The sequence below is a fragment of the Pedobacter sp. UYP24 genome (assembly GCF_054057295.1).
Map to the genome: position 1 here is coordinate 66291 of NZ_JBSRZD010000006.1, position 23426 is coordinate 89716.

At 40.4% G+C, this 23426-nt stretch carries 21 protein-coding genes; 12 read left to right on the forward strand and 9 right to left on the reverse strand.

Going from position 1 to position 23426, the window contains the following annotated elements:
* Positions 1-206: 206 nt before the first annotated feature.
* Positions 207-1190: a glycosyl hydrolase gene (locus tag ACVWYN_RS12175; RefSeq protein ID WP_457289141.1), complete on the forward strand. Its 984-nt coding sequence runs from the start codon at positions 207-209 to the stop codon at positions 1188-1190.
* Between the two features lie 56 nt (positions 1191-1246).
* Here ACVWYN_RS12175 and ACVWYN_RS12180 read toward each other — a convergent pair whose 3' ends face one another.
* Entirely contained in the window at positions 1247-1864 is a 618-nt protein-coding gene (locus ACVWYN_RS12180; protein ID WP_457289142.1) for a hypothetical protein, read from the reverse strand.
* Between the two features lie 120 nt (positions 1865-1984).
* Here ACVWYN_RS12180 and ACVWYN_RS12185 point away from each other — a divergent pair, with 120 nt between their 5' ends.
* The 3 genes from ACVWYN_RS12185 to ACVWYN_RS12195 all read left to right on the forward strand — a co-directional run bounded on the left by ACVWYN_RS12185 (position 1985) and on the right by ACVWYN_RS12195 (position 6432).
* A complete protein-coding gene (locus ACVWYN_RS12185; RefSeq protein ID WP_457289143.1) occupies positions 1985-3646 on the forward strand; it encodes an arylsulfatase in 1662 nt (553 codons plus the stop codon).
* Between the two features lie 15 nt (positions 3647-3661).
* Positions 3662-5080: a sulfatase family protein gene (locus ACVWYN_RS12190; protein ID WP_457289144.1), complete on the forward strand. Its 1419-nt coding sequence runs from the start codon at positions 3662-3664 to the stop codon at positions 5078-5080.
* A gap of 368 nt (positions 5081-5448) precedes the next feature.
* Positions 5449-6432, forward strand: coding sequence for a glycosyl hydrolase (locus tag ACVWYN_RS12195; RefSeq protein WP_457289145.1), 984 nt, complete (start codon positions 5449-5451; stop codon positions 6430-6432).
* Positions 6433-6457: 25 nt separating this feature from the next.
* Here the strand turns inward: ACVWYN_RS12195 and ACVWYN_RS12200 are convergent, their stop codons facing one another.
* Positions 6458-6622 (reverse strand): hypothetical protein, encoded by a 165-nt coding sequence (locus tag ACVWYN_RS12200; protein WP_457289146.1) that lies wholly within the window; start codon positions 6620-6622, stop codon positions 6458-6460.
* A gap of 34 nt (positions 6623-6656) precedes the next feature.
* Positions 6657-7511, reverse strand: a complete 855-nt coding sequence (locus ACVWYN_RS12205; protein WP_457289147.1) for a hypothetical protein — start codon at positions 7509-7511, stop codon at positions 6657-6659.
* A gap of 111 nt (positions 7512-7622) precedes the next feature.
* On the opposite strand from ACVWYN_RS12205, the gene ACVWYN_RS12210 reads away from it, so the two are divergent.
* Together ACVWYN_RS12210 and ACVWYN_RS12215 are read left to right on the forward strand one after the other, a co-directional pair.
* Positions 7623-8876 (forward strand): hypothetical protein, encoded by a 1254-nt coding sequence (locus tag ACVWYN_RS12210; RefSeq protein WP_457289148.1) that lies wholly within the window; start codon positions 7623-7625, stop codon positions 8874-8876.
* Between the two features lie 201 nt (positions 8877-9077).
* On the forward strand, positions 9078-9512 hold the full coding sequence (locus tag ACVWYN_RS12215) for a DUF4488 domain-containing protein (RefSeq protein ID WP_457289149.1): 435 nt from the start codon (positions 9078-9080) through the stop codon (positions 9510-9512).
* Positions 9513-9524: 12 nt separating this feature from the next.
* On the opposite strand, the gene ACVWYN_RS12220 is transcribed toward ACVWYN_RS12215, so the two are convergent.
* The 4 genes from ACVWYN_RS12220 to ACVWYN_RS12235 form a co-directional block, all read right to left on the reverse strand.
* Positions 9525-10553 (reverse strand): tetratricopeptide repeat protein, encoded by a 1029-nt coding sequence (locus ACVWYN_RS12220; RefSeq protein WP_457289150.1) that lies wholly within the window; start codon positions 10551-10553, stop codon positions 9525-9527.
* A gap of 54 nt (positions 10554-10607) precedes the next feature.
* Positions 10608-11411: a hypothetical protein gene (locus ACVWYN_RS12225; protein WP_457289151.1), complete on the reverse strand. Its 804-nt coding sequence runs from the start codon at positions 11409-11411 to the stop codon at positions 10608-10610.
* Positions 11412-11489: 78 nt separating this feature from the next.
* Positions 11490-12119 carry a hypothetical protein gene (locus ACVWYN_RS12230; RefSeq protein WP_457289152.1) on the reverse strand — a complete coding sequence of 210 codons (630 nt, stop codon included), beginning with the start codon at positions 12117-12119 and terminating at the stop codon, positions 11490-11492.
* Positions 12120-12195: 76 nt separating this feature from the next.
* Entirely contained in the window at positions 12196-13065 is an 870-nt protein-coding gene (locus ACVWYN_RS12235; RefSeq protein WP_457289153.1) for an AraC family transcriptional regulator, read from the reverse strand.
* A 143-nt stretch (positions 13066-13208) separates the two neighbouring features.
* On the opposite strand from ACVWYN_RS12235, the gene ACVWYN_RS12240 reads away from it, so the two are divergent.
* Genes ACVWYN_RS12240 through ACVWYN_RS12255 form a run of 4 tightly spaced genes read left to right on the forward strand, consistent with a single transcriptional unit; the run spans position 13209 to position 19706 of the window.
* The gene (locus ACVWYN_RS12240) at positions 13209-16154 is read left to right on the forward strand and encodes a PVC-type heme-binding CxxCH protein (RefSeq protein WP_457289154.1); all 2946 of its coding nucleotides are present in this window, start codon (positions 13209-13211) and stop codon (positions 16152-16154) included.
* Positions 16155-16181: 27 nt separating this feature from the next.
* Positions 16182-17699, forward strand: coding sequence for an MFS transporter (locus tag ACVWYN_RS12245; protein ID WP_457289155.1), 1518 nt, complete (start codon positions 16182-16184; stop codon positions 17697-17699).
* Between the two features lie 2 nt (positions 17700-17701).
* Positions 17702-18562, forward strand: a complete 861-nt coding sequence (locus ACVWYN_RS12250; RefSeq protein ID WP_457289156.1) for a sugar phosphate isomerase/epimerase family protein — start codon at positions 17702-17704, stop codon at positions 18560-18562.
* A 31-nt stretch (positions 18563-18593) separates the two neighbouring features.
* Complete coding sequence (locus ACVWYN_RS12255) at positions 18594-19706, forward strand: Gfo/Idh/MocA family oxidoreductase (RefSeq protein WP_457289157.1); 1113 nt, start codon at positions 18594-18596, stop codon at positions 19704-19706.
* 62 nt (positions 19707-19768) lie between these two features.
* Here ACVWYN_RS12255 and ACVWYN_RS12260 read toward each other — a convergent pair whose 3' ends face one another.
* A complete protein-coding gene (locus ACVWYN_RS12260; RefSeq protein ID WP_457289158.1) occupies positions 19769-20332 on the reverse strand; it encodes a TlpA family protein disulfide reductase in 564 nt (187 codons plus the stop codon).
* Positions 20333-20384: 52 nt separating this feature from the next.
* On the reverse strand, positions 20385-21818 hold the full coding sequence (locus ACVWYN_RS12265) for an SDR family oxidoreductase (RefSeq protein WP_457289159.1): 1434 nt from the start codon (positions 21816-21818) through the stop codon (positions 20385-20387).
* A gap of 101 nt (positions 21819-21919) precedes the next feature.
* On the opposite strand from ACVWYN_RS12265, the gene ACVWYN_RS12270 reads away from it, so the two are divergent.
* Together ACVWYN_RS12270 and ACVWYN_RS12275 are read left to right on the forward strand one after the other, a co-directional pair.
* Positions 21920-23113, forward strand: a complete 1194-nt coding sequence (locus tag ACVWYN_RS12270) for an MFS transporter (RefSeq protein ID WP_457289160.1) — start codon at positions 21920-21922, stop codon at positions 23111-23113.
* Between the two features lie 58 nt (positions 23114-23171).
* Positions 23172-23423: a hypothetical protein gene (locus tag ACVWYN_RS12275; RefSeq protein WP_457289161.1), complete on the forward strand. Its 252-nt coding sequence runs from the start codon at positions 23172-23174 to the stop codon at positions 23421-23423.
* Positions 23424-23426: the final 3 nt, after the last annotated feature.

Consider the following 23426-nt stretch of genomic DNA (forward strand, 5'->3'; position numbering starts at 1 on the left):
AAGGGGTATGTTCTGGGTGAATACACCGAGCCAACACCCATCAAACACCCAGAACACACCCATTAAACACCGATTTTTACGCATTCTATATCGAAGAAAACCTGTTTTGCTTGTTTTTGTTGACCCAATAGGCGAAAAAGGATATTCCTCTACCCTAGCGGGTATAAAATAATTTACCGGACTAAATTTCTTACCTTAGGTGTCCCATGATTAATAGTTTTAGAGTTACCTTTTCTTTATTTGCAGCTTTCCTTCTGGGATGTTGTAATTTGTGTGCCCAGACGGCAAATTCTGGCGCAAAAAGACCAATGATCCTTGGCGTTTATGCAGGAAATGAATCTGCCAGCGTTAAGTCGTTTGAATCCTGGCTTGGCCGTCCTGTGCAGGCGGTACTGGGCTATACCAGTGGCGGCAAATCAGGAGACTGGAATAGGCCCGACCCTGGTTGGCAGATCACCATGAAGGAGTTTTTAGGCGGTAGCGGAAGGCGCGTATTGTGGTCTATTCCAATGGCACCTGATGACGGAGGGGCTGCGGCAAATCGTGAGATCGCCACAGGCAAACATAACGAGTTGTATAAAACATGGGCAGCAAAAATCCTGCTCTCGCGGGCTGGGGACAAGGATCCAATTTATGTAAGAACAAGCTGGGAACTGGGCGGAGAATGGTTTCCATGGACTAAGGCAGCAGTAGAGGATCCCAAGGCATACCAGGAGGCTTTCGCGCAGTTCGCTTTAAGTTTTCACCAGGTATCCGGCCGCTTTAAAATGGTTTGGGACTTTACCTCAGACAGAGGTCCGGTAGAGCAGTGGTACCCGGGCAATGAGGCGGTTGATGTGATTTCCCAGGACATTTACTGGAGCCCGGAGTTTTCAGGAGAGTCCGCTGAGGGGGCGCTGGAATGGGCGAGAAATCGTTCCCGTGGCCTGGACTGGATGGTAGATTTTGCGGGCAAGCATAAAAAACCGATGGCCATTTCTGAATGGGGAGCGCCGGGTGCAGATTCAGTGAAACTGGATGGCGCAAAATTTATCCGTTTATTCACCCAGTGGTTGAATACCCACAATATTGTGTATTCAACGTATTGGGATGGAACTGAAGGCTCTGGTTATAATGGCAGGGTTTCAGATAATAAGCCGCAGGCAACGGCCGATGAGTTGAAAAAATTCTACACTACAGCAGTAAAATAAGTGCAGTAAAAGCTAAGCTTCAACCGGTTGTGAAGGATCCGCAGGTATTTGCCGCACTAACCCTTCGGCGTACCTAATGTCCATTTCTTTAGCAAATCGGTAAATTTTGGTTTAAAACCTTTCGGAAGTAAACCCTCATAGCCCAAATAATTAAATGCGGAAACCCTTACTTTCCAATTTTCATGATATAGGTTTTCGCATAGCCTTTCAATCAAAAGATCCTTCCCTGCTATTAAAGGATTACGACTGTAATATGTTAGGTTTTCTATTGCAGCTAATTTTATAGCTAGGTTTTCTGAATCCAGTTCAGGCTTTAGCCTATCAACAACCTTTTGACCGAATTGCTTATTCTCTAACTCAACATAAGCAAAGCCGCCAAGAAGTGAAAGATAAGGCTTTGGCTTATCGGACTTCTTCGCTTCTGCGATGAGGGTTTCAAGAAGTTCTATAAAGAAGGGCTCCCACTGCGCGCCATCCTTCGCCAGAGCCTGTATAACAAAGTCTAAAGGCATAATCTTCCAGTCAAACCAAAACTCCTTTAAATCGACTATAAATTGCTGTGGGTTTTCATTGGCATAATTACGAAGCTCCTCCAATATGTATTGCTGGGCATTTTCTTTAAGCTTATAGTAGTTTTTAAAGTGACTGTGGAACTGTTCTAATAATTGGTTCATAAAAGGTTACTGCATGCTAAAATCTATTACCCAGATTAAAGTAGGTTCTCAAATATAGTTAAAATGGAAAAATTAGTCTGTCCGGAAATTGGTAACTTGCTACATTGATTAACATAAGCTATGAAGTCTGGAATTAAAAAATCGATTGGAATTACAATTGCAGTTGGTGTATTGCTAGCTGGTTATGCTTTCAGGCCTACCAAAAATATAGCCGCAGCAACTATTGAAAAAGCACCAAACATCGTACTCATTATGGCAGATGACATGGGATATGCTGATATTGGTTGTTATGGGGGCGAAATAGCAACCCCTAATTTGGATAAGCTTGCCGCCGGTGGGATCAGGTTTAGACAATTTTATAACGGCGCAAGGTGCTGTCCTACCCGAGCCTCTTTATTGACCGGACTGTATCCACATCAGGCAGGAATTGGTCACATGACCAATGATCCAGAAGACAGCACTGCTTTCCAGTATAACTTGCCAGGTTATCAGGGATCACTTAATAATAAATGTGTTACCATTGCAGAAGTATTGAAATCCAAAGGTTATCAAACGCTGATGTCAGGTAAATGGCATGTGGGTTTTCACGACCGTCAAAAATGGCCGCTTCAGCGGGGCTTTGATAAATTTTATGGGATACTGGGAGGGGCGACAAATTATTTTAACCCTACTGGATTGAGGGGGCTTAGTTTAATGAATGAACGTGTACAGCCAGAGGGTAAGGATTTCTACCTCACCGATGCGCTAACGGATCACGCAATCCAGTTCATGGAAGAAAATCGCCAACAGGCAAAAGCTCCATTCTTTTTGTACCTGGCTTATACCAGTCCCCACTGGCCTTTAAATGCTTTGCAGGAAGATGTAAAGAAATATCGTGGAAAATACAAAAGCGGATGGAACGCCCTTAGAAAGGAGCGCTACTACAGAATGATGAAAATGGGTGTACTTAAACAAAGCGCAGGCCTTTCTGCTGACGATGCTGCCGACTGGGACAAGCTGAGTCTGGAAAAGCAAGATGAAATGGATTTTAGAATGGCACTATATGCTGCGCAAATCGACAGGATGGATCAGAATATAGGCAGGGTTGTCAAGGCGCTCACCGAGTCGGGGGAAATCGACAACACGTTAATTCTATTCCTTTCTGACAATGGCGCTTGCGCAGAGGGTGGCGATCTTGGAGCTGGATTAAAGGAAAACTTGGGTACCAAAAAAGGCTATATGCTCAGTTATGGGCAATCCTGGGCAAACGTATCCAATACGCCGTTTAAAAAATATAAACACTGGGTTAATGAAGGTGGCATCAGTACTCCGTTAATTGTGCATTGGCCTAAAATGATTCCAAAAGCCACCCAAGGTAAATTTACAGATCAATATGGATTCCTTCCTGATATAATGGCCACAGTAATTGCAGTTTCAGGTGCTAAATACCCTTCTGTTTATAAAGGGCAGCAAATGCCATCAATGGAAGGGGAAAGTTTAATGCCTATCCTACTGGGAAAAGAGCAGCCAGTACATCAAAAACCAATATTCTGGGAACATGAAGGCAATTCGGCCGTTAGGGTGGGGAACTTGAAACTGGTGTGTGAATACCAGCCCGGCAAACAAAAAAAATGGGAACTTTACAATTTGGACAAAGATCGGTCTGAGCTGAATGATCTTTCGGCTTCTATGCCGAATCAAGTAACCAAAATGGCTATAATGTATGATCAGTGGGCATTAAGGGCTGGGGTGGTTCCCTTCGATGAAATCAGAAAAATCATTGCTAAACGGAATAAACACTAAGGAATGAAATTGGCTATGAAAAATAATCGCATTGGTTTTGCACTCATCATCTTAGCGGCATCGCTGTTGTCTATGAATAAAGCGAAAGATAATCCAGTAGACAAGAGCCGTCCAAATATTATATTTATTCTGGCTGATGACCTGTCCATGTTGGATATTGCCCCCTACGGAAGCACCCAAGTACATACACCAAATATGGCACGCCTGGCAAATGAAGGGGTATGTCTGGATAATATGTTCAATATGGTTCCGGTTTGTTCTCCAACAAGGCAATCCATCCTTACCGGAATTGCGCCAGTAAGAAGCGGTGCATACCCCAACCATACGATGATTTACGACGGGATCAAAACATTACCAGTTTACCTACAACAACTGGGCTACCGGACAGCTATAATTGGCAAAAAACACTATGCCCCTGAAAAAGCTTATCCATTTGATTTCCTGGGTGGCAGGGAACATGACAATGGCGAAGGCAGAGATGTAGATCTAAGTAAAGCTGAAGACTATATCCAAAAATCAGCAGGCAAGCCTTTCTTTTTGATGTTTACCAGCAACCAACCGCATGAGCCATGGACTCGCGGCAACCAACAAGCCTATCATCCAGATAAGATTACACTCCGGCCAAACATGATTGATACCAAACTTACCCGTAAACGAATGGCGAACTACTTTGCGGAAATTACTTATCTGGATAGCTTGATTGGAGTATGTTTGGATATGGTGGAACGATCTGGCCAAAAGGACAATACCATCATCATGTTCGCAACAGAACAGGGTAACTCCTTTCCTTTTTCCAAATGGACGCTATATGACCAGGGGCTGCATTCAGGATTTATTGTAAAATGGCCGGGTAAAGTACAACCAAATACGCGCAATAAGGCGATGCTTGCTTATATAGACATCACCCCTACGTTAATTGATATCGCAGGCGGAGATCCTGGTAAGATAAACACAGGTTCTAAAGATGCTTTAGGCAATATGGGATTTGACGGGCAAAGTTTTAAAAAGGTACTTACCGACCGGGTGGAACATGCTAGGGATTATGTATTTGCAGAACAAACAACGCGTGGCATCATCCAGGGTAGTGATGCCTATGCCAGTCGTTCTGCCAGAAATTCGAAGTTTCTTTATATACAAAACCTCAATTACGAAAACAAATTTTCAAATACAGTAACCCATTCTCAACTTTTCAGGCAATGGCTTGAAACAGATCCGGCACGTGCTTCATTTTACGAGAAAAGACCGCAGGAAGAACTTTATGATTTGATCAAGGACCCATACAATTTAAAAAACCTTGCCGGGGATCTTCAGTATGCAGCTATAAAAAAGGAATTGCAGACCAAGCTCAAAGATTTCATGCATCAGCAGGGAGACAAAGGAATTCAGACCGAAATGGAGGCATTAAGCAGGCAACAAAAGGGAGCGGAACAATAAGAGAGGTGATGCAGAGAATTTCATCGATAATGATTCATTCTCTTTTATCAATTAATAATGGACTGGGGATTAACTGGAGAAGCCATAGGAAGAGATTAGGGGTGAGTCCGCCCTGAGTGCGCAGTGAGTCCGCGGTGAGTCCGCCTTTTTTCAGTAAAAATGCGGACTCACGGCGCATCCGGTGCTGACGGACTGCGCAGGCATTCAAACTACAACCCGACTGCAAACCAACTGATACCCTACTTTGATAGCAATTCCATTACTCGTTTTGTCCGCTATGGTGATAAATCATACCCGAGGCATAAAGGTAGTGAAGCTAGTTGGTTTAAAATAATTTACCGGGCTGAATTGCTTACCTTAGGTGTGCTATGCTTAATAACTCTAAACTTACCCTTTCTTTATTTGCAGCTTTCCTTCTGGGGAGTAGTAATTTGTGTGCCCAGAGGGCAAATTCTGGCGCAAAAAGACCAATGATCCTTGGCGTGTATGCAGGAAATGAATCTGCCAGCGTTAAGGCGTTTGAATCTTGGCTCGGCCGTCCTGTGCAGGCGGTACTGGGGTATACCAGCGGCGGCAAATCAGGTGACTGGAATGCGCCTGACCCAGGCTGGCAAATCAACATGAAGGAGTTTTTAGGCGGTAGCGGAAGGCGGGTGTTGTGGTCTATCCCAATGGCGCCTGATGACGGTGGGGCTGCGGCGAATCGTGAGATTTCCACAGGCAAACATAACGAGTTGTATAAAACCTGGGCAGCAAAAATCCTGCTCTCGCGAGCTGCGGACAAGGATCCAATTTACGTAAGAACAAGCTGGGAACTGGGCGGAGAATGGTTTCCATGGACTAAGGCAGCAGTAGAAGATCCCAAGGCATACCGGGAGGCTTTCTCGCAGTTCGCTTTAAGTTTTCACCAGGTATCCGACCGCTTTAAAATGGTTTGGGACTTTACTTCAGACAGAGGTCCGGTAGAGCAGTGGTACCCTGGCAATGAGGCGGTTGATGTGATTTCCCAAGACATTTACTGGAGCCGGGAGTTTTCAGGAGATTCCGCTGAAGGGGCGCTGCAATGGGCAAGAAACCGTTCGCGTGGCCTGGACTGGATGGTAGGTTTTGCGGGCAATCATAAAAAACCGATGGCCATTTCTGAATGGGGAGCGCCGGGTGCGGATTCGGTAAAACTGGACGGTGCAAAATTTATCGGTTTATTCACCCAGTGGATGAATACCCACAATATCGTGTATTCAACGTATTGGGATGGAACTGAAGGCTCTGGTTATAATGGCAGGATTTCAGATAATAAGCCTCAGGCAACGGCCGCTGCATTGAAAAAATTCTACACTACAGCAGTAAAATAAGTGCAATAAAAGCTGGCTGTGATGGTCACCATCTATTAATACGACCAGCATCACGACTATCTATTTTGCCCGAAATGGTAAATTGATTTGGCGCTTGCTTTTTAAATTTATAGGTCTTAGCATCCTGACCCTTAGCAGCGAACGAAAGTAGAAAAGCGATCAGTAATAAATATTGCAATATCTGTTTCATGGAGGGGAAATTTATTATTGTTTAATAATTACAACTATCTTCTGCCAACAGCCGCGCGAGATGCTGCGGAGTTTATGTTGTCATTATACTTTTCGATCTCTGGCCGTAACATTTGAACAAACTTAGCTAAACTGGTTGCCATGTTCCTTTTATAGCTTTCTTCTTTATTCATCAGTTCAAGTGCGTTGACTTTGAAGCCATCAGTAACTGGAGGCAGAAGATCGTGCGCGTGTACAATGGTGCTCAATAGCACTCCCTTCTCTCCAATAAACATATAATTTGCTTCTCCTGCATCGTAAACTCTGTAAAAAATGAGCAATTTATCCGTCAATATCTTGCTTTTGTTAGCATTATAAAAAGTATTTAGTGATGAATTGGGAATTGCAATTGGCTTATAAGTGTTACAGATATCAAACATTTGAACATATGTTTTTCCGTTGGCGAACCAGATTAAATACCTTGTATCACCATTACTGCATCCTCCATTATTATACTGGCCCATTTGCAGTAATTCCTTGTATACAATTAAATCTTTAACACCATATTCCTTTAGAAAAGCTATTTTGTCATCTAGTTTTTCACCCCTGCTTCCGTAGATCATGCTCCAATACTGCTGAGCCAAGCTGCTTAAGTCGGGGCGTTTATCCCACAGGGTACCTGCTAAATTCCCCGCACTGTGTAAGGTACTTATCCAATCATTTTGATCAACCTTTTCTTTATCGTTAAGCACTAAATCTATTGCCTTTTTATAATAATCAAATGCATCGATTAGTTTGTTTTGCTTTTTTAGCGAATCGGCAATTTGAACAAGATTTTTAAAATCTTGTGCCTTGGTATATACTGAACTGAACAGCATAAGCGCCAGGAGCATTGTTAATTTAATTTTCATATTTGGTTAAATATTTAGGTACATGAAGATAGGAAGATAAACGGAAAGTAACAGTATGTAACATGCAATTGATTTAAACGTCTTATATTCAAGCAACCAAATAGCACACCTATGAATAAAACGCTTTCTCCAATCGGCTTCAGATTTTTATTTCTGCTCTGCATTACTTTTATCTTTTTGTATAACAATGAAAGTTTTACTTTTCTAGCACCTCTTTTTAGATTTACTTACGACTGGCAGTCGGCTTTGGTCATTTGGTTTGGAAACCATATTTTGCACTTATCCCATCCAATAGAAATTCAGGCCAATGGCAGCGGAGACACTACTTATTCCTATGTACTCTTGTTGATCATATTTATCTTTTCCTTTATCGGAACAGTAGTTTGGTCGGCCTTAGATTATAAGCGATCTGCTTATCCTAAACTTCATTACTGGCTCATCACTATCATCCGCTTTTATGTTGGCTTTATGTTGGTGCACTACGGACTGGCAAAGCTAAATAATGGACAGTTCCCTGGCCCTTCGCCTATTGGCATGAATGCTACTTACGGCGACTCCTCTCCTATGGGTCTCGCCTGGCGATTTTTAGGATATTCTGAAGGCTATAAAACGTTTATGTTCGTTGCCGAAATGATGGGTGTACTGCTCTTTTTTAGAAGAACTGCTACTATTGGGGCAATGTTATGTTTGATGACTAGCCTGAATATTATGGCGATTAACTACTTTTTTGATGTTCCGGTAAAGATCCTTTCTACCGCATTGGTATTTCTGTGTTTGGTTATCCTGTCTCCTAACCTAATTCGTTTGTTTAGGTTGTTTTTTATGGGCGAAACTGTTCAGCTTAATGAGCTCCAGCCTCCGGCTTTTAGAAAGAAGTGGAAAACGATAACGCTCATTTCATTAAAATACCTTGCAATCACCATTTGTGCCGTTATCCCAGTTATTAGTACTGCTTATACATCCATCACGAAGCAACCAGAGGCTAAAGAGGCGTTATATGGGGCTTATGAAATTAGATCTATAGAATGGCCAGCTAGTGCACCAGCTCCGGATAGTACCTATCTAAGCCATAAATGGTACCGAATAATATTAGACCGTTACGACCGGGCTCTTATTAAGTTTGGCAACGAGCAACTTATCTACTGTAAGGCGCAAATAGAAACTGATAAGAAAACCCTAAAGCTATCTTTTAATGATGAGCCTGGGGTAAGATATACGCTTACTTATTGGTCGCCCATGCCCAATACACTGGAATTAAAAGGTGAACTATTTGGGAAACCGGTTACCATCAATCTTGAGAAAATAGATTATGAATTAACGAAACAAGGTTTTAGGTGGATCAACGAATTTCCAAGTAATAAATAGCGCTTGCTATGGCTTAATAGATTCAATAGCTTGACCTTCTTTGCCGTTATGCCTGCTATTTTTTAAGACAATTACGATGATTACAAGGACTATTGATATTGCGGCTAAAACGTATTTCAACTTATTCATTTGTATTTTTATGTGCTTCGTTTATGGATCAAATTTAAGTTTTCATATCTTTAGTCACCAAATTTTTATTGTATGAAATCCAAATTAGTTATTTTATTGCTACTTGCAGCAAGCACCTTAACCAGTTTTAAACCATTTGCTGAGCAAACCATATTGGATGGAGTTTGGGAGTTAAAGGAATTTAATTATGGTGGGAACAAAGGATCAAATCCCAGTCCGCGGAATGTTAAAGTATTTGAAAACGGCAATTTTACTTTCTACCTCGTTACTGAGAAGGGATCCCGAAAAACAACTGAGGGTAAATTTAAAGTAGTGAATGAAAGTCTATACACTGAAACCATAGTGAAGGCTGTAAACACCCCCATGATTGGCAAAACCTATTCCATTGGCTTTATAATTAAAGATAATATTCTTACCATGAGCGGGACATACGATTCCCCTGATGGCAAAGTCAATTATTCTGAAGTTTGGGTAAAGTACAACCAAGATATCCTGGCTTCTCTATAAGAAATTGTTGTCTTAATTTAACTTTCTGGGATTTTGCTTTACCCATTCTAACAATCCTTTAAATTGTTCCTGATGACTGCCTACCCAGGTCTTGGTCTCTTCAGGATTAGAACTGAAACTTACCAGCTTTGTGGCAACAGGAACAAAATCTGTACTGGACAAGGCATAAAAATAATCTGCATAAAACTTCCAGAAAAAATCTTTATCCTTCTTCTTCTCAGATATTTGACCAACCATTTTAAATATTAAACTCAATTGTCCTTCAAGTTTATCTTTTTCTGTTACACCTGGAATTGCTCCGGCACCATTTAACGCAAGGGCTATAGCAAGATTAGCGGTATTTAGATCTGTATCTTTTGAACTAGGATCAAAGGTGATTGTATTGACCCCATCCTTTACAGAATTGCCCGAATGAAGGAGCTCTTGTAGCTCTTTAAATGCCTGCCCCGATCTTCCAGTTGCAGGCTCCAGCATTAGAAAATTGTAGTAAGCCAGCACCGCTTTAATATTGTTTCCCGGTTCAGCTTTAGCAACTACTGCATACAACCTATGACTGCTGGCATGGCCGGGATCCAAGCTTAATGATTTTTCCAATTGCGTCATCGCCTCCTTATTTTTATTCACTTTAGCATATGTTAAAGCAAGATTATAATAGAGGCGTTGGTAGGATGGGTTTGTCTTGATCCCCAAATTAAAATATTCAATGGCTTTATCTGTCTCTTTTTGATCATCGTAAATACTTCCAAGCATATCATAAGCGGAGGCTTGAACAGCGCTTTTTTTCTTAACAAGCTCTAGCAAATAAGGAATAGCTTCTTTGCTGGAATTTGTAGCAAACAAAGTAAAGGCCAGTTCATAATTGGCATTGGCATTATCTGGCTCCAGTTTTAATGCTTCCTTATACTTCGCTATTGCTTCAGGATATTTTTTCTCATCGTGGAGTTTAACCCCTTCTTCAACCAGCAAACGAGCAGGAGATTTTTCCTGTGCCATTGCAGCAGTGGAAATAAAGAGTAATAGGATAAGCGCTAACTGTTTCATGTCTATAGATTTGGTTAGCTAAAAATAGCAAATTAGATGATTGAATTCAATCAATTATAAAGAAGTTCTTCTTTTAGCTTCTTTTGCATAAGGGATATCTTTCAATTTGGGATCCAGATGTGATAAAGCAGCTTTATAATATGTTTTCTGTTCCTTTAGATTTGGTGCTGTAGCGATCAAATAAGCGCTTACTGCAGATGATCTATGACTATTAATAAAATTTTGTGTTGCTTTGAACTGTTCGTTTTCATGGAAATTTTTACTGAGTCCTTCATATTCGCGCATGATTTTTCCGTAGTTGAGTTCATCATTTTTAGCCATTAATGCTTTGCCAATCAAATCTAAACTATCCAACTTTCTTCGGTAAGCAAAAGTGATCTTTTCCTTTAAATCCAATATCTGATGCAACTCTTTCGTATTGAGAGAAGATGTGGCAACAGCCAAAGGATATGGATGTTGATTAGCAGTAGTTGGGGCATACACCGTTGCATAATTGGTAACTGGGCTGGATAATGTGTAATCATTTCCTGCTTCAAGATAAAGTCTCACATTGGAAGTCAAGGAATCTGGCGTAGCAAGAAAGCTTCCGTTTTTTGTTTTGGTAGCAAGGAAATTGGGGTCTGGCCAGCTTACAATCAAATCGTAAACTCCTTCTGGAATCCCATCCACATTAATATCAAACTTACTATCAGCTATTGATGTACCCGCAACCTGATGAGCGTGATCATCTGGCCAAAGTGTAACCACTGCGCCATCTGGCAAATTCAAATTTCCCGAAACTTCGTAGCTACCCTCTTGCTTACATCCCTGTACTACTAACAAACACATTAGAGCAATGGCTCCCAAATAATTTTTCATCGTTTATATTGATCACTCAAATATAACTGCTTTTAAGATTTGTTCAGCAATTGATGTAAAGATGGTGGCTAGTTAATTTTAATTTACCTTTTTAAATAGCTGTTGCTTTTGTTCGTTTTGCAATAAAAGCTTGTCCTTTGTCTGATTCAAAATCTGATACTCCACAGTTCCGACAGGTCTGTAACGGTTCTTGGTTTGCATTTTCATGTTCACTTTTAAGTCGCTTATTTTCCGCGTTAACCTATTTATTGGAATGGTAACTGTTTCAAATGCTACGACCGCAATACTGATGGCTTTGGCGGGTGTAGCATTGTAAACCATCGCTGTAACGTTACCCTGATTGTCTGTCTGCATCCCAGAAATTGGTCTACCTACACTATCTGTAAATGTAACCGTAGCCGCATTAGGAACAGAATCTGCCAGCACCTTAATGGTTACCACTCCCGAATATTCATTACTAAACTTATCAGCAGCAGTTAATTGATAGGAAGAAGAGTCTTTGTTAACAGCTTTTATGTATTGTAGAACAAGCTTATTGTTAATAATACTGTATGTTCCCTCTCCAAATAAATTGTAGCCATCTATTATAGATTGCTCTTTGAATTTAGCACCATTGAAAATGAGTTTAGTGACGGATACTTTTGCATCAAAAACATAGGTGCCATTTAAGGTTTGAGATTTACCCGACAAAGCCATTAATGCCAGCATAATTAATATGCAATTAGATAATATATGTCTGTTACTTAATGCCATTTTGATGAGCCAAGATAAGTATAATATGATATTAAAGTTTCATGAACTCCTGTTTGTAAACAGATGGCCTTTTGAGCATGATTTCTTTAAATTGCCTGTTAAAATTGGAGAGGGTATTGAAGCCGCATTGGTAACTGATATTGGAAACAGGGAGATCAGTTTCTGTGAGTAGCTTACACGCATGCTTGATCCGCAGCTCGGCAATGAACCTGGAAAACGTCTTATTATTGCGTACGGTAAAATACCTGCTGAAGGAAGTGGGCGTCATAAAAAGCATTGCAGCCAAATCTGTTAACACGATCTTTTTACGGAAATTTTGCAGGGAATACTCATATACCTTATTCATCCTGTCGGTTTCGTTTTCATTAAACGGTCCGGCGTATGTAGTATGGGAAATATAATGATACTCTTTAGACTTAGACAAGGAGAGCAGAATATTGAGCAGTTGGATAACGCTCTCTAATCCGCCAAGTTTCAGTAACTCTTTCATCATTCGGATAATGCGTTCTTTTTCCGGGCCGTAAAATTCCAGTCCGCGTGCACTACGCTTAAATAGCTTTTTAAGCTGTGCCATCTCTTCTTTTTCCATCATATCGTGCCCAAGGAAATTATCTTTAAGATAAATCACTACTCCTTGTATACACAGCTGACCGTCCTTTTTGAAGTATGCCTCATCGCTTCGCCAAAGATGCGGAAGATCAGAACCTGTAAAAACTAGCTCTCCGGGTCCAAAAGCCTTTATACTATCTCCTATAAATCGGGTACCCGTACCCTTAAGTACGACAAAAAGCTGATACTCAGAATGTGAATGCCATACTGGATCAAAATGTTTCTCATCTAGTTCCTTAACCACAAACATTTGGCTTTGCGGAATCTCTGATTTGTGAACAGCAACTTTCATACACTATATAATTGCATTTGAATACCTAAAATTACCAAAATAAATGATAGAATACAGTCGGTATTAGATAAAAAAGTAAAAGGTTTTACGCGTTGAATTACAGAAATTAGATTCACTTAAATTCTAACCAAATTATCTTAAACATGAGAAAGTACCTGGCCATTATTGTCATCATTTTTGCAGCCGCTATTAATTTTAAGGGCAGCTTTGTTATTGACAACAAACCACGCCGACTGGAAATATTACTGCTTGGACACAAAAGTGAACATCACAATTCTGAAAAATTTGCAGAGATCGTGTCTCAAGATTTCTTCAAGAACGGGATCAATATCTCTTATACTACAGATCCTAACGATTTAAATGCAGGCAATCTTGCCAAGTATGACGGGTTGATAATCTATGCAAATCATGATACCATTACTGCGCCCCAGGAGAAAGCATTGCTGGATTATGTGAAAAGCGGAAAAGCCTTTATTCCTGTTCACTGCGCTTCATTCTGTTTTCAGAACTCGCCGGAGTACATCAATATGGTTGGGGGACAGTTTAAGGAACATAAGACAGATACCTTTATTGAAACAATAGTAGATGCCAAGCATCCGATAATGAAAGGCCTCACTCCCTTTACTACCTGGGATGAGACTTATGTACATACCAAGCTAGCAAAAGACATTCACGTGCTTACAGAAAGAGTAGAAGGCACACACCATGAAGCTTACACCTGGGTAAAGAATTATGGTAAAGGAAAGGTGTTTTACACTGCTTATGGCCATGATGAACGTACCTGGAAGAACCCTGGCTTTTTAAAGTTATTACAAAATGGCCTGCTTTGGGCAGTGAATGACGCTGCAAAAAAAGAATGGGAAAAGCTTGACAAACCAACAGCTTCCTATTCTGACGCCAAGCTTCCAAACTACGAAAAAAGAGAAGGTGGTTTCCAGTTACAGGCTCCGCTTAGTCCGAAGGAGTCACAATTGCTAATCCAGGTACCTGTAGACTTTAAAATGCAATTGTTTGCAGCTGAGCCTGATATTGAAAAGCCTATAGCCATGGCATGGGATGAGCGCGGAAGGTTATGGATTGTGGAAACAATAGATTATCCGAACACGGTTAGAGATGTAAAGGGTGAGGGCTTGGACCGTATAAAAATATGCGAGGATACAAATGGCGATGGTAAGGCCGATAAGTTTACCGTTTTTGCCGATAAGCTTAACATTCCTACTAGCATTGTATTTGCAAATGGGGGCGTAATCATTGCGCAGGCACCAGACTTTATTTTTTTAAAAGATACTGATGGAGACGATAAAGCAGATATTAGGGAGAAAATAATAACAGGCTGGGGTACATTTGATACCCATGCTGGTCCGTCTAATTTAAAATATGGGATGGACAATAAAATATGGGGAACTGTTGGCTATTCTGGATACAACGGTAAAGTTGGAGATCAGGATGTTAAGTTTAGTCAGGGTGTTTATCATTTTGATCTGAACGGCAAGAACCTGGAATACCTTGGTGGAACCAGCAACAATACCTGGGGACTTGGATTCTCTGAAAACAATGACGTCTTTTTATCTACTGCCAATAATACCCATAGTGCATTTCTAGGGATACCGAGCACCTATTTGGCTAAAATAAATGAACCTGCCAATAAGTCTATTGATAAAATAGATGGACATTATGCCATGCACGTTGTAACGAAGAACCTGCGCCAGGTAGATGTATTTAACGGTTTTACTGCAGCGGCAGGTCACAACCTTTATACAGCGAGGAATTTTCCTAAAGCATATTGGAACAGAATTGCATTTGTAAACGAACCGACTGGCAGAGTAGTACACCAAGCCATATTAGAGCCCAACGGATCTGGATTTACTGAACAAGATGGATGGAATTTAGTGGCTAGTGCAGATGAATGGTTTGGCCCTGTACAAACAGATGTTGGTCCGGATGGTGCCGTTTGGGTATTGGACTGGTATAACTTTATTATACAGCATAACCCTACTCCGCAAGGATTTGAGAACGGGAAAGGTAATGCCTATATCAACCCTTTGCGCGACAGGACACACGGCAGGATCTATAAGATCGTTTACAATAACGCCACTACAGCGAAGATTAAATCACTTGATAAGAAAGATGCAAAGTCGTTGCTTGGCGGATTGCAAAGTGATAATATGTTCTGGAGAACCACTGCACAAAGGCTTATCGTAGAATCTGGAAACAAAGCAATTGCTCCAGAACTTTATAAATTGATAAGGGATAAAAAAGTAGACGAACTGGGAATAAACCCAGCGGCAATACATTCACTTTGGACCTTACAAGGTTTGGGCATGTATGCTGACCCGGAAGCATTTGGGGTTGCAGTAGAAGCATTATCACACCCATCAGCAGGCGTAAGAAAAGCTGCACTTCAGGTATTGCCCAATAATTCCGCATCACTGGCAGCCATTAATAAAGCTGGATTATTAAACGATGCTAACTTGAATACCAGGCTTGCTGCGATCTTAAAGATTTCTGAATTGCCACCATCACCAGCTCTTACTGATGAATTAATGGCAGCAGAAAAGAACACACAAAACAGCAACGACAGGTGGATTAAAGAGGCTTTGAAAATAGCCATAGTCAGACACGTTAAGCCAGCTGTTATTAATGATAAAGCAGCTGCAACGAAAAGTGAGGAATCCAAAACACTGAAGACTGTTAAACAAGACACCAAACCAGATCAAACTATTAGAATTACGCCTATAGTAAATGCGATGAAGTTTGCGACCAAAACGTTCATAGTAAAAGCGGGTAGCACAGTGGAAATAGTATTTGACAATATTGACTTTATGCAGCACAATTTTTTAATCTTGCAAAAAGGAAGTATGGAAAAAGTAGGCGCAGCAGCAGATAAACTAGCTCAAGATCCTAAAGGTGCAGATAAACAATATGTACCGATAATGCCTGAAGTATTGTTTCATACGCCTTTAGTAAACCCGGAGGAATCTTTTAAATTAAGATTTAAGGTACCAGCATCGGTTGGAGACTACCCGTTCATTTGCTCATTCCCAGGACACTGGAGAATTATGAATGGAGTAATGAAAGTAATTAAATAACCAAAGTATAAACCTAAACAACTAACCATGTCAAATTCAAAAGTTGATATGAAACTTTTTTATGCCTGTTTCGTATCATTAGTGACCACAGCTTTTGGCTTCATCCTTCGCGCGCTGATATTGCCGCAATGGGGTGTAGACTTTAACTTAACGCAAACACAGCTTGGAGAAATTGCAGGCGTAGGCCTCTGGCCATTTGCCATTAGTATTGTCCTTTTTAGTTTGGTAATTGACAAAATAGGTTACAAAACGGCAATGATATTTGCGATAGTTTGCCATGTTGCATCTGCCTTCTTAACTATTTTTGCGACAGGTTATTGGATGCTCTATATTGGCTCTTTCATTGTAGCTATAGGTAATGGCACTGTAGAAGCAGTTGCTAACCCCGTTGTGGCTACCATGTTCCCGAAACAAAAGATTAAATGGTTAAGCATACTCCATGCAGGATGGGCTGGCGGGTTGGTACTTGGAGGAGTAATGGCACTAATGCTGGGTGTGGATACCAAGTGGGAATATAAGATTGCATTGATCCTGATCCCAACACTTATTTATGCTGTGATGAGCCTTCGTAGTAAGTTTCCGCTCAATGAACGCGTGCAGGCTGGTGTAACTTATAAAGAAATGTTGCAGGAAGTTGGTGCAGGTGGTGCATTGATCATTGTAGCACTGATTATTTTTCAGCTAGGAACAGTATTTGGATGGTCAACTGCCACTAGTGTAATCATTACCCTCTTAATAACCGGAGGTTTTGGCTTTTACACGAGGAGTTTTGGCAGGCCACTTTTCATCATACTTCTTCTGGTAATGATCCCTTTGGCAACGACGGAACTTGGAACAGATAGTTGGATTACCGACTTAATGGCTCCCGAGATGACTAAGATTGGATTACAGGCAGGATGGGTACTGGTTTATACTTCTGCAATTATGTTTGTATTACGTTTCTTTGCCGGACCATTAACACATAAAGTATCGTCGCTTGGGCTTTTATCGCTATGCTCTGGTGTTGCAGTGATTGGGTTATACATGCTATCGGCCTCAACTGGGATTATGATCCTAGTAGCTGCTACAATATACGGTTTGGCTAAATCTTTCTTCTGGCCTACAATGCTAGGGCTGGTATCTGAACAGTTTCCAAAAGGGGGAGCACTAACCCTGAACATAACTGGTGGTCTTGGAATGATAGCTGCCGGAGTGATTGGTGCTGGAGTACTGGGATTTATTCAGGATAAATCAGTAGATCAAAAGATTGCTAAATATGATGTAAACAATAATACTGCTATACATAGCACTTATGTAACCGAACAGAAAACAAGCCTTTTTGGTGAATATAAAGCCTTGAATCAGGCCAAGCTTGCCAGTGCAACGCCGGCAGATCAAACTACGGTGACAAGTATTAGAGACGGCGCTAAAAAAGAGGCATTACGCTATATTGTGATTTTCCCCTTAATTATGCTGGTAAGTTACTTACTGCTGATGTTCTATTTTAAATCCAAAGGTGGATATAAAGTAGTAATGCTGGAGCATCGAACGTCTTTAGAGCAATAAACATGGCGGCTGAAATTACTTTTGGAGTAAGCACCTGGTTATGGACTTCTCCTTTTCAAACATCAAGTATTGAAGAATTATTTCCAAAAATATCAGCAATGGGTTTTGATGCAGTAGAAATTGCTGTTGAAGATCCTGATTTGATTGACGGTGAGGCTGTGAAAAAAGGACTGGAAAAATATGGTTTAAAAGCGGTGATCTGTGGGGCATTCGGACCTACGCGCGATTTAACACATGAAGATCCTGCAGTTCATCAAAATTGCTTTAACTACATCGAGTCTTGCCTTGACTTATGTGTGCTATGGAATATTCCATTTTTTGCAGGCCCAATGTACTCTGCGGTAGGCAAAGCCAGAATGGTTAGTCCGGAACAAAGAATAAAAGAATGGCAATTGGCAGTCTCCAATTTAAGGATAGCTTGCGATATGGCACAGTCTAGAGGAATAAAACTAGCAATTGAGCCATTAAACCGTTTTGAATCTGACCTGGTCAATACTGCCGAAGATGTGGTGAGATTAGTGAAAGACATCGACCACCAGGCAGCAGGGATATTGCTGGACGGTTTTCATATGAATATTGAAGAACCAGATATTTTAGCAGCAATTAAACTTTGTGGTAGCAAGCTATTGCATGTACAGGTATCTGAAAATTACCGGGGTACCCCCGGAACAGGGCAAACCCGCTGGGAAGCTTTTAGCGAAGGGCTAAATGCCATTAATTATAAGGGAATTGTAGCTATAGAAAGCTTTACTCCTGCAAACAAAGAATTAGCAGCCGCAGTTTGTATTTGGCGCCCCTTTTCGGCTAGTCAGGATGAATTTGCAACCGATGGACTCCATTTTTTAAAATCACATTTCAAATAAAAAAACTTTTACAAAATATCATATTGACACTATGGAGCAAAAGAAGATCAACATAGCTATAACGGGACTTGGATTTGGCGCAGAATTTATTCCAATTTATCAGCACCACCCGAATGCAAATATGTATGCGATATGCCAGAGAGATGCAGAAAAACTAAATGCAATTGGTGATGCGTTTGGGATTGAAAAACGCTATACTGATTATGATGAATTGCTAAAAGATCCTGAGGTGGATGCTATACACATCAATACTCCGATACAAAACCACGCAGAGCAATCTATAAAAGCATTAAGAGCAGGAAAACACGTGGCCTGTACAGTTCCTATGGCAACTAGTGTAGAAGAATGCCGACAAATTGTAGCGGCTGTAAAAGAAACCGGACTTACTTACATGATGATGGAAACGGTTATTTACAGCAGAGAATTCTTATTTGTTAAAGAATTATACGAGAGCGGTGAGATGGGCAAGCTACAATTTCTTCGTGCATCACATCAACAAGAAATGGCTGGATGGCCTGGATATTGGGAAGGCTTACCTCCTATGCATTATGCAACACATTGTGTAGGACCAGTATTAGCGCTTTCAAAAGCTGATGCAGAATATGTTTCTTGTTTTGGATCTGGAACCATTGACGCGCCATTGATTGAAAAATACGGATCGCCATTTGCAGTTGAAAGCTGCCATATTAAATTCAAAGATTCTGACCTTGCAGCAGAAGTAACGAGATCACTTTTCAATACTGCCCGACAGTACAGGGAAAGTTTTGATGTATATGGTTCCAAGAAAACGTTTGAATGGACGCTGGTAGAACACGAAGAATCTGTGATCCACACGGGTGAAACACCGGAGAAAGTAACCATACCTGACTATGCGCATCTATTGCCAGAGGAAATCCGAAACTTTACTACTGGTGGTGTATATGATGCAAATAGCAATCAGCACCTTTCATTTATACAGGGTTCTGGTCATGGTGGTTCTCACCCTCACTTGGTGCATGAATTTCTTTCAGCATTGGTTAATAAAAGGGAACCTTTTCCAAATGCAAGACAATCTGCCAATATAACTTGTGTTGGCATACTTGCTCACGAATCTGCAATGGATGGAGGTAAAAGAATTGAACTACCAGCTTTTACATTGGCTTAACTTTTAAAATAGAATTATTCATAAAAATGGCTAAGCAGTTCATTCAGCTTAGCCATTTTATTTTATTTGCTTTCCAATAACTCCCGAATGGTTTTTAGAACAATTGGTTCGCCGGGTCGTTTCGCATCTTCACTAACTGCATCCCCATTTTTATCAAAGAGCATATACCTTGGGATTCCTGCTATAGTGTATTTTTGCAATAAAGCAGCCGACTGCTCAGCTGAAAGCAGATAATTATCACCTGCAATACGTTTGGATGTGATTAGTTTCCTCCATCTTTTTTCGTCATTAGAATTGACACATATATAGACGAAAACTACATTTTCACCAATCAGCTTTTCTCTAAGTTTCCTCGAATTGGGCATCTCGAATAAACATGGCAGACACCATGTTGCCCAAACATCAACATAAACCACTTTACCTTTATGCATTTGCAAAATACTGGCTAAAGGATCGGTATCAGAAAGTTTTACGTCATTAATAATTGTCTTGGCCGCATCTATTTTTTTCTTATTATCCTTTTCTTGAGCAGATGAAGGATTGCTTATCAATAAGATAATCAGGAAGACCCATAAACCTCTATATTTCTGTAAATATCTTTTAATCCTTTCCACGTTGCTGTTCATACTGTAGAAATAAAGTTATGTCCTTTATTACGTAAAACAAGTTTTAGCAGATTTAAATCTCATCAGAGTTGATAATCTTATTCATCATTCCTTTAAAAATAAAGGCATGGAATGGAAGTACAGCATACCAATATAGCCTTCCAGAAATTCCTACTGGACGAAAAGTAGCTGTTTGATGAAATACATTTTGATCGTCAATTCTAAATTCCAACCAAGCCTCTCCAGGAAGTTTCATTTCTGCATAAAGCAACAGACGACGCTCCTTTTTATTAGCTAAGATTACACGCCAGAAATCGATAACGCTACCTGGAAACAGCTGATTAATACTGGTACGACCACGCTGTAAACCAACGCCACCAAAGACTTTATCTAAAAACCCACGCAAGCTCCAAAGCCAGTCTGCATAATACCAACCTTTCTCGCCCCCAATTGACCAAATGTTTTCAAGTGCCGTATCTACATCTTTCACCTTAGCTTTGCGCTTATCTTTAAAACAACCCTCTTCTGGTACTTCGACAAGGTTGGAAAGTCCCTTACCGTAAACATCGGTATTCATGGCATCGCGCCAGCTGGAAATAACCTGATTTTGCGCTATCTTCCCAAAAGCTAATTGAATGGCTTCCTCATAAATAAGCGGAGTTATATTCAACCTTTCACTTAAATCATTCGGCTCTGCAACAACGTCTACTTTCATACTTTCGACCAGGTTGCTGGCTAGAGAATAAGAAGTTGAGGTAACAAAATAAAGCCAGTAAGAGGATAGTCTTGGCGTCATTACTGGAACCACAAATATTTTACGCTTTAATTTTCGTGCCTTCGCAAAACGCATCAGCATTTCTTTATAAGTGAGTACTTCTGGTCCGCCAATATCATAGCCCTTGTTGAAAGCAAACTCCTTTAACCTTACTCCGTCTAGAAATTTGAGTACGTCTCTTATTGCTATTGGCTGGCATTTGGTATTCAGCCATTTTGGAGCAATCATGACTGGAAGCTTCTCTACCAAATCTCGAATAATTTCAAAGCTAGCGCTACCGGACCCTACAATTATCCCAGCTTTGAGCGTAGTTAAACCATATTTAGATGACTGAAGCGTTTCTTCTACACGCTGCCTGGAGCTTAAATGCTTAGAAAGCTCTTTGCCATTTACAATTCCACTGAGAAAAATAACTTGCTTAACACTAGTTTTTTCTAACCTCAGCTTAAAATTCTCTGCAGTTTGTTGTTCTAGTTTAGAGAAGTCCTTTTCTCCACCAGACATTGAGTGCAAAAGATAATAGGCCACATCGATATCTTCCGGAATTCGTCCAAGAGTTGATTGTTCTAGAAAATCAACCTCAATAACTTCCAGCGGATAGTCCTTATATTTTTCTTGATCAAACCTTTGTTTCTCTCTTGCACAACAAACTACTTGATGCCCGTTTTCGAGCAAGACTGGAAGTAGTCGCTGTGCAATGTAACCCGTTGCGCCGGTCAGTAAAATTTTCATCCCTATGTTTATATTATAACAGTAAAATTGCTATTTTGATTTATTTATTCCCATTGCCAAATTAGGATTATATTAACTTTGCGGCTCTAAAAATCTTCAACTTGATCTTTACCAAACCACTAAAAAAAGAAAACCAGAGAATTGCAACTCTACTTGCCTTTGCATTAATACCCCTTTCTGGTTTCGCTACTGATATTTATATCCCTTCACTACCAACAATGGCATCAAAGCTACAGGTTGGTGAAATACAGGTTCAACTTACTTTAACTCTTTTTTTAATTAGCTACGGTGTAGCACAACTTTTTGTTGGCAGCCTGCTTGATAGCTTTGGAAGATATCGCATCAACCTTATCAGTTTGATCGTTTTTGCCCTGGCAAGTTTAGTAATAGCCAATACAGGCAACATCTACCTGATCTACTCCATGAGGATAGTTCATGGAATTACCGTTGGGGCGATTGTAGTATCCAAACGAGCCTATTTTGTGGATGTTTTTAGTGGCGATCAACTAAAAAACTACTTGAGTATGTTCTCTGTGATATGGGCAACTGCACCAATCATTGCTCCTTTTGCAGGAGGGTACTTGCAAACCTATTTTGGCTGGCAATCTAATTTTTACTTCCTGACGGGCTTTGCGGTGGTAATACTGATCTTGGAATTATTTTTTAGTGGGGAAACCATTAAACAAAAAATGGCTTTTAACATTAAGACTATTGGCTTAGTATATTCTGGTATGATTAAAACGGCTAGCTTTACTTTAGGTATAGTTATGCTAGGGCTCTCCTACTCTATGGTTATGATTTATAACATGACGGGACCCTTCATTATTGAACATCAGTTAAGCCTTAGTCCGGTAATAGCTGGTAACAGTTCATTAATTTTGGGAGTGGCTGTAATGATTGGCGGTCTTGTGGGAAAGCTAACCATTGATCAGCCATTTAATAAGAAACTTTTATTAAACCTGGCTATACAACTCACGTTTGGAATCATTATGCTGATCAGTTCAGGCTATGTTTCAACACTGTATTCTATGATATGCTTTGCATTTGTAATACACGCCACATCGGGTTATACTTTTAACAGCTTTTTTACCTTTTGCCTTAGCAGGTTCCCGACAAACGCGGGTATTGCAGGAGGCTTAACCGGAGGCATTAATTATGTAATTGTTTCTCTGCTGAGCTATAGCATCATCTATTTTATACCAGCGAAAGACGAGGCTAACTTAAGTTATAGCTACCTGGTATTAATTATCCTTTTAATTGCGACAATGTTATTATTTGTTAGGTTGATGAAGTGATCGAAATTAGCTTAAACCAAATAGAGGAAAGGTTGTTTTATACCCAAACTTAATTGTTATGAATATTGAGAACGAAGAAAACCAACAAGAAGCAGATAATAAGCTGATCTTATCAGCAGAAAATGATCCTTCCAAAGCAGAAAAACCGATTAATGAAGAAGTAGCAGGAGGTTACAACTCAGCAGATGACACCGGGAATACAGCAGACGATCTTGATTTAGAATTGAGTAACGATCCAGAAACTGACTTAGATGAAGACGATTTGGAAGCATTAAACGGTCAGGATTTAGATGAGGATGAGACCTTCTGATAA

What these genes read in the sequence shown, in the direction of transcription:
- ACVWYN_RS12265 (WP_457289159.1), bottom strand. Translation starts at nt 21,818, where the DNA reads ATGAAAATTTTACTGACCGGCGCAACGGGTTACATTGCACAGCGACTA.
- ACVWYN_RS12250 (WP_457289156.1), top strand. Translation starts at nt 17,702, where the DNA reads ATGGCGGCTGAAATTACTTTTGGAGTAAGCACCTGGTTATGGACTTCT.
- ACVWYN_RS12180 (WP_457289142.1), bottom strand. Translation starts at nt 1,864, where the DNA reads ATGAACCAATTATTAGAACAGTTCCACAGTCACTTTAAAAACTACTAT.
- ACVWYN_RS12275 (WP_457289161.1), top strand. Translation starts at nt 23,172, where the DNA reads ATGAATATTGAGAACGAAGAAAACCAACAAGAAGCAGATAATAAGCTG.
- ACVWYN_RS12200 (WP_457289146.1), bottom strand. Translation starts at nt 6,622, where the DNA reads ATGAAACAGATATTGCAATATTTATTACTGATCGCTTTTCTACTTTCG.
- ACVWYN_RS12195 (WP_457289145.1), top strand. Translation starts at nt 5,449, where the DNA reads ATGCTTAATAACTCTAAACTTACCCTTTCTTTATTTGCAGCTTTCCTT.
- ACVWYN_RS12215 (WP_457289149.1), top strand. Translation starts at nt 9,078, where the DNA reads ATGAAATCCAAATTAGTTATTTTATTGCTACTTGCAGCAAGCACCTTA.
- ACVWYN_RS12225 (WP_457289151.1), bottom strand. Translation starts at nt 11,411, where the DNA reads ATGAAAAATTATTTGGGAGCCATTGCTCTAATGTGTTTGTTAGTAGTA.
- ACVWYN_RS12245 (WP_457289155.1), top strand. Translation starts at nt 16,182, where the DNA reads ATGTCAAATTCAAAAGTTGATATGAAACTTTTTTATGCCTGTTTCGTA.
- ACVWYN_RS12235 (WP_457289153.1), bottom strand. Translation starts at nt 13,065, where the DNA reads ATGAAAGTTGCTGTTCACAAATCAGAGATTCCGCAAAGCCAAATGTTT.
- ACVWYN_RS12230 (WP_457289152.1), bottom strand. Translation starts at nt 12,119, where the DNA reads ATGCTGGCATTAATGGCTTTGTCGGGTAAATCTCAAACCTTAAATGGC.
- ACVWYN_RS12205 (WP_457289147.1), bottom strand. Translation starts at nt 7,511, where the DNA reads ATGAAAATTAAATTAACAATGCTCCTGGCGCTTATGCTGTTCAGTTCA.
- ACVWYN_RS12220 (WP_457289150.1), bottom strand. Translation starts at nt 10,553, where the DNA reads ATGAAACAGTTAGCGCTTATCCTATTACTCTTTATTTCCACTGCTGCA.
- ACVWYN_RS12240 (WP_457289154.1), top strand. Translation starts at nt 13,209, where the DNA reads ATGAGAAAGTACCTGGCCATTATTGTCATCATTTTTGCAGCCGCTATT.
- ACVWYN_RS12190 (WP_457289144.1), top strand. Translation starts at nt 3,662, where the DNA reads ATGAAAAATAATCGCATTGGTTTTGCACTCATCATCTTAGCGGCATCG.
- ACVWYN_RS12210 (WP_457289148.1), top strand. Translation starts at nt 7,623, where the DNA reads ATGAATAAAACGCTTTCTCCAATCGGCTTCAGATTTTTATTTCTGCTC.
- ACVWYN_RS12260 (WP_457289158.1), bottom strand. Translation starts at nt 20,332, where the DNA reads ATGAACAGCAACGTGGAAAGGATTAAAAGATATTTACAGAAATATAGA.
- ACVWYN_RS12185 (WP_457289143.1), top strand. Translation starts at nt 1,985, where the DNA reads ATGAAGTCTGGAATTAAAAAATCGATTGGAATTACAATTGCAGTTGGT.
- ACVWYN_RS12255 (WP_457289157.1), top strand. Translation starts at nt 18,594, where the DNA reads ATGGAGCAAAAGAAGATCAACATAGCTATAACGGGACTTGGATTTGGC.
- ACVWYN_RS12175 (WP_457289141.1), top strand. Translation starts at nt 207, where the DNA reads ATGATTAATAGTTTTAGAGTTACCTTTTCTTTATTTGCAGCTTTCCTT.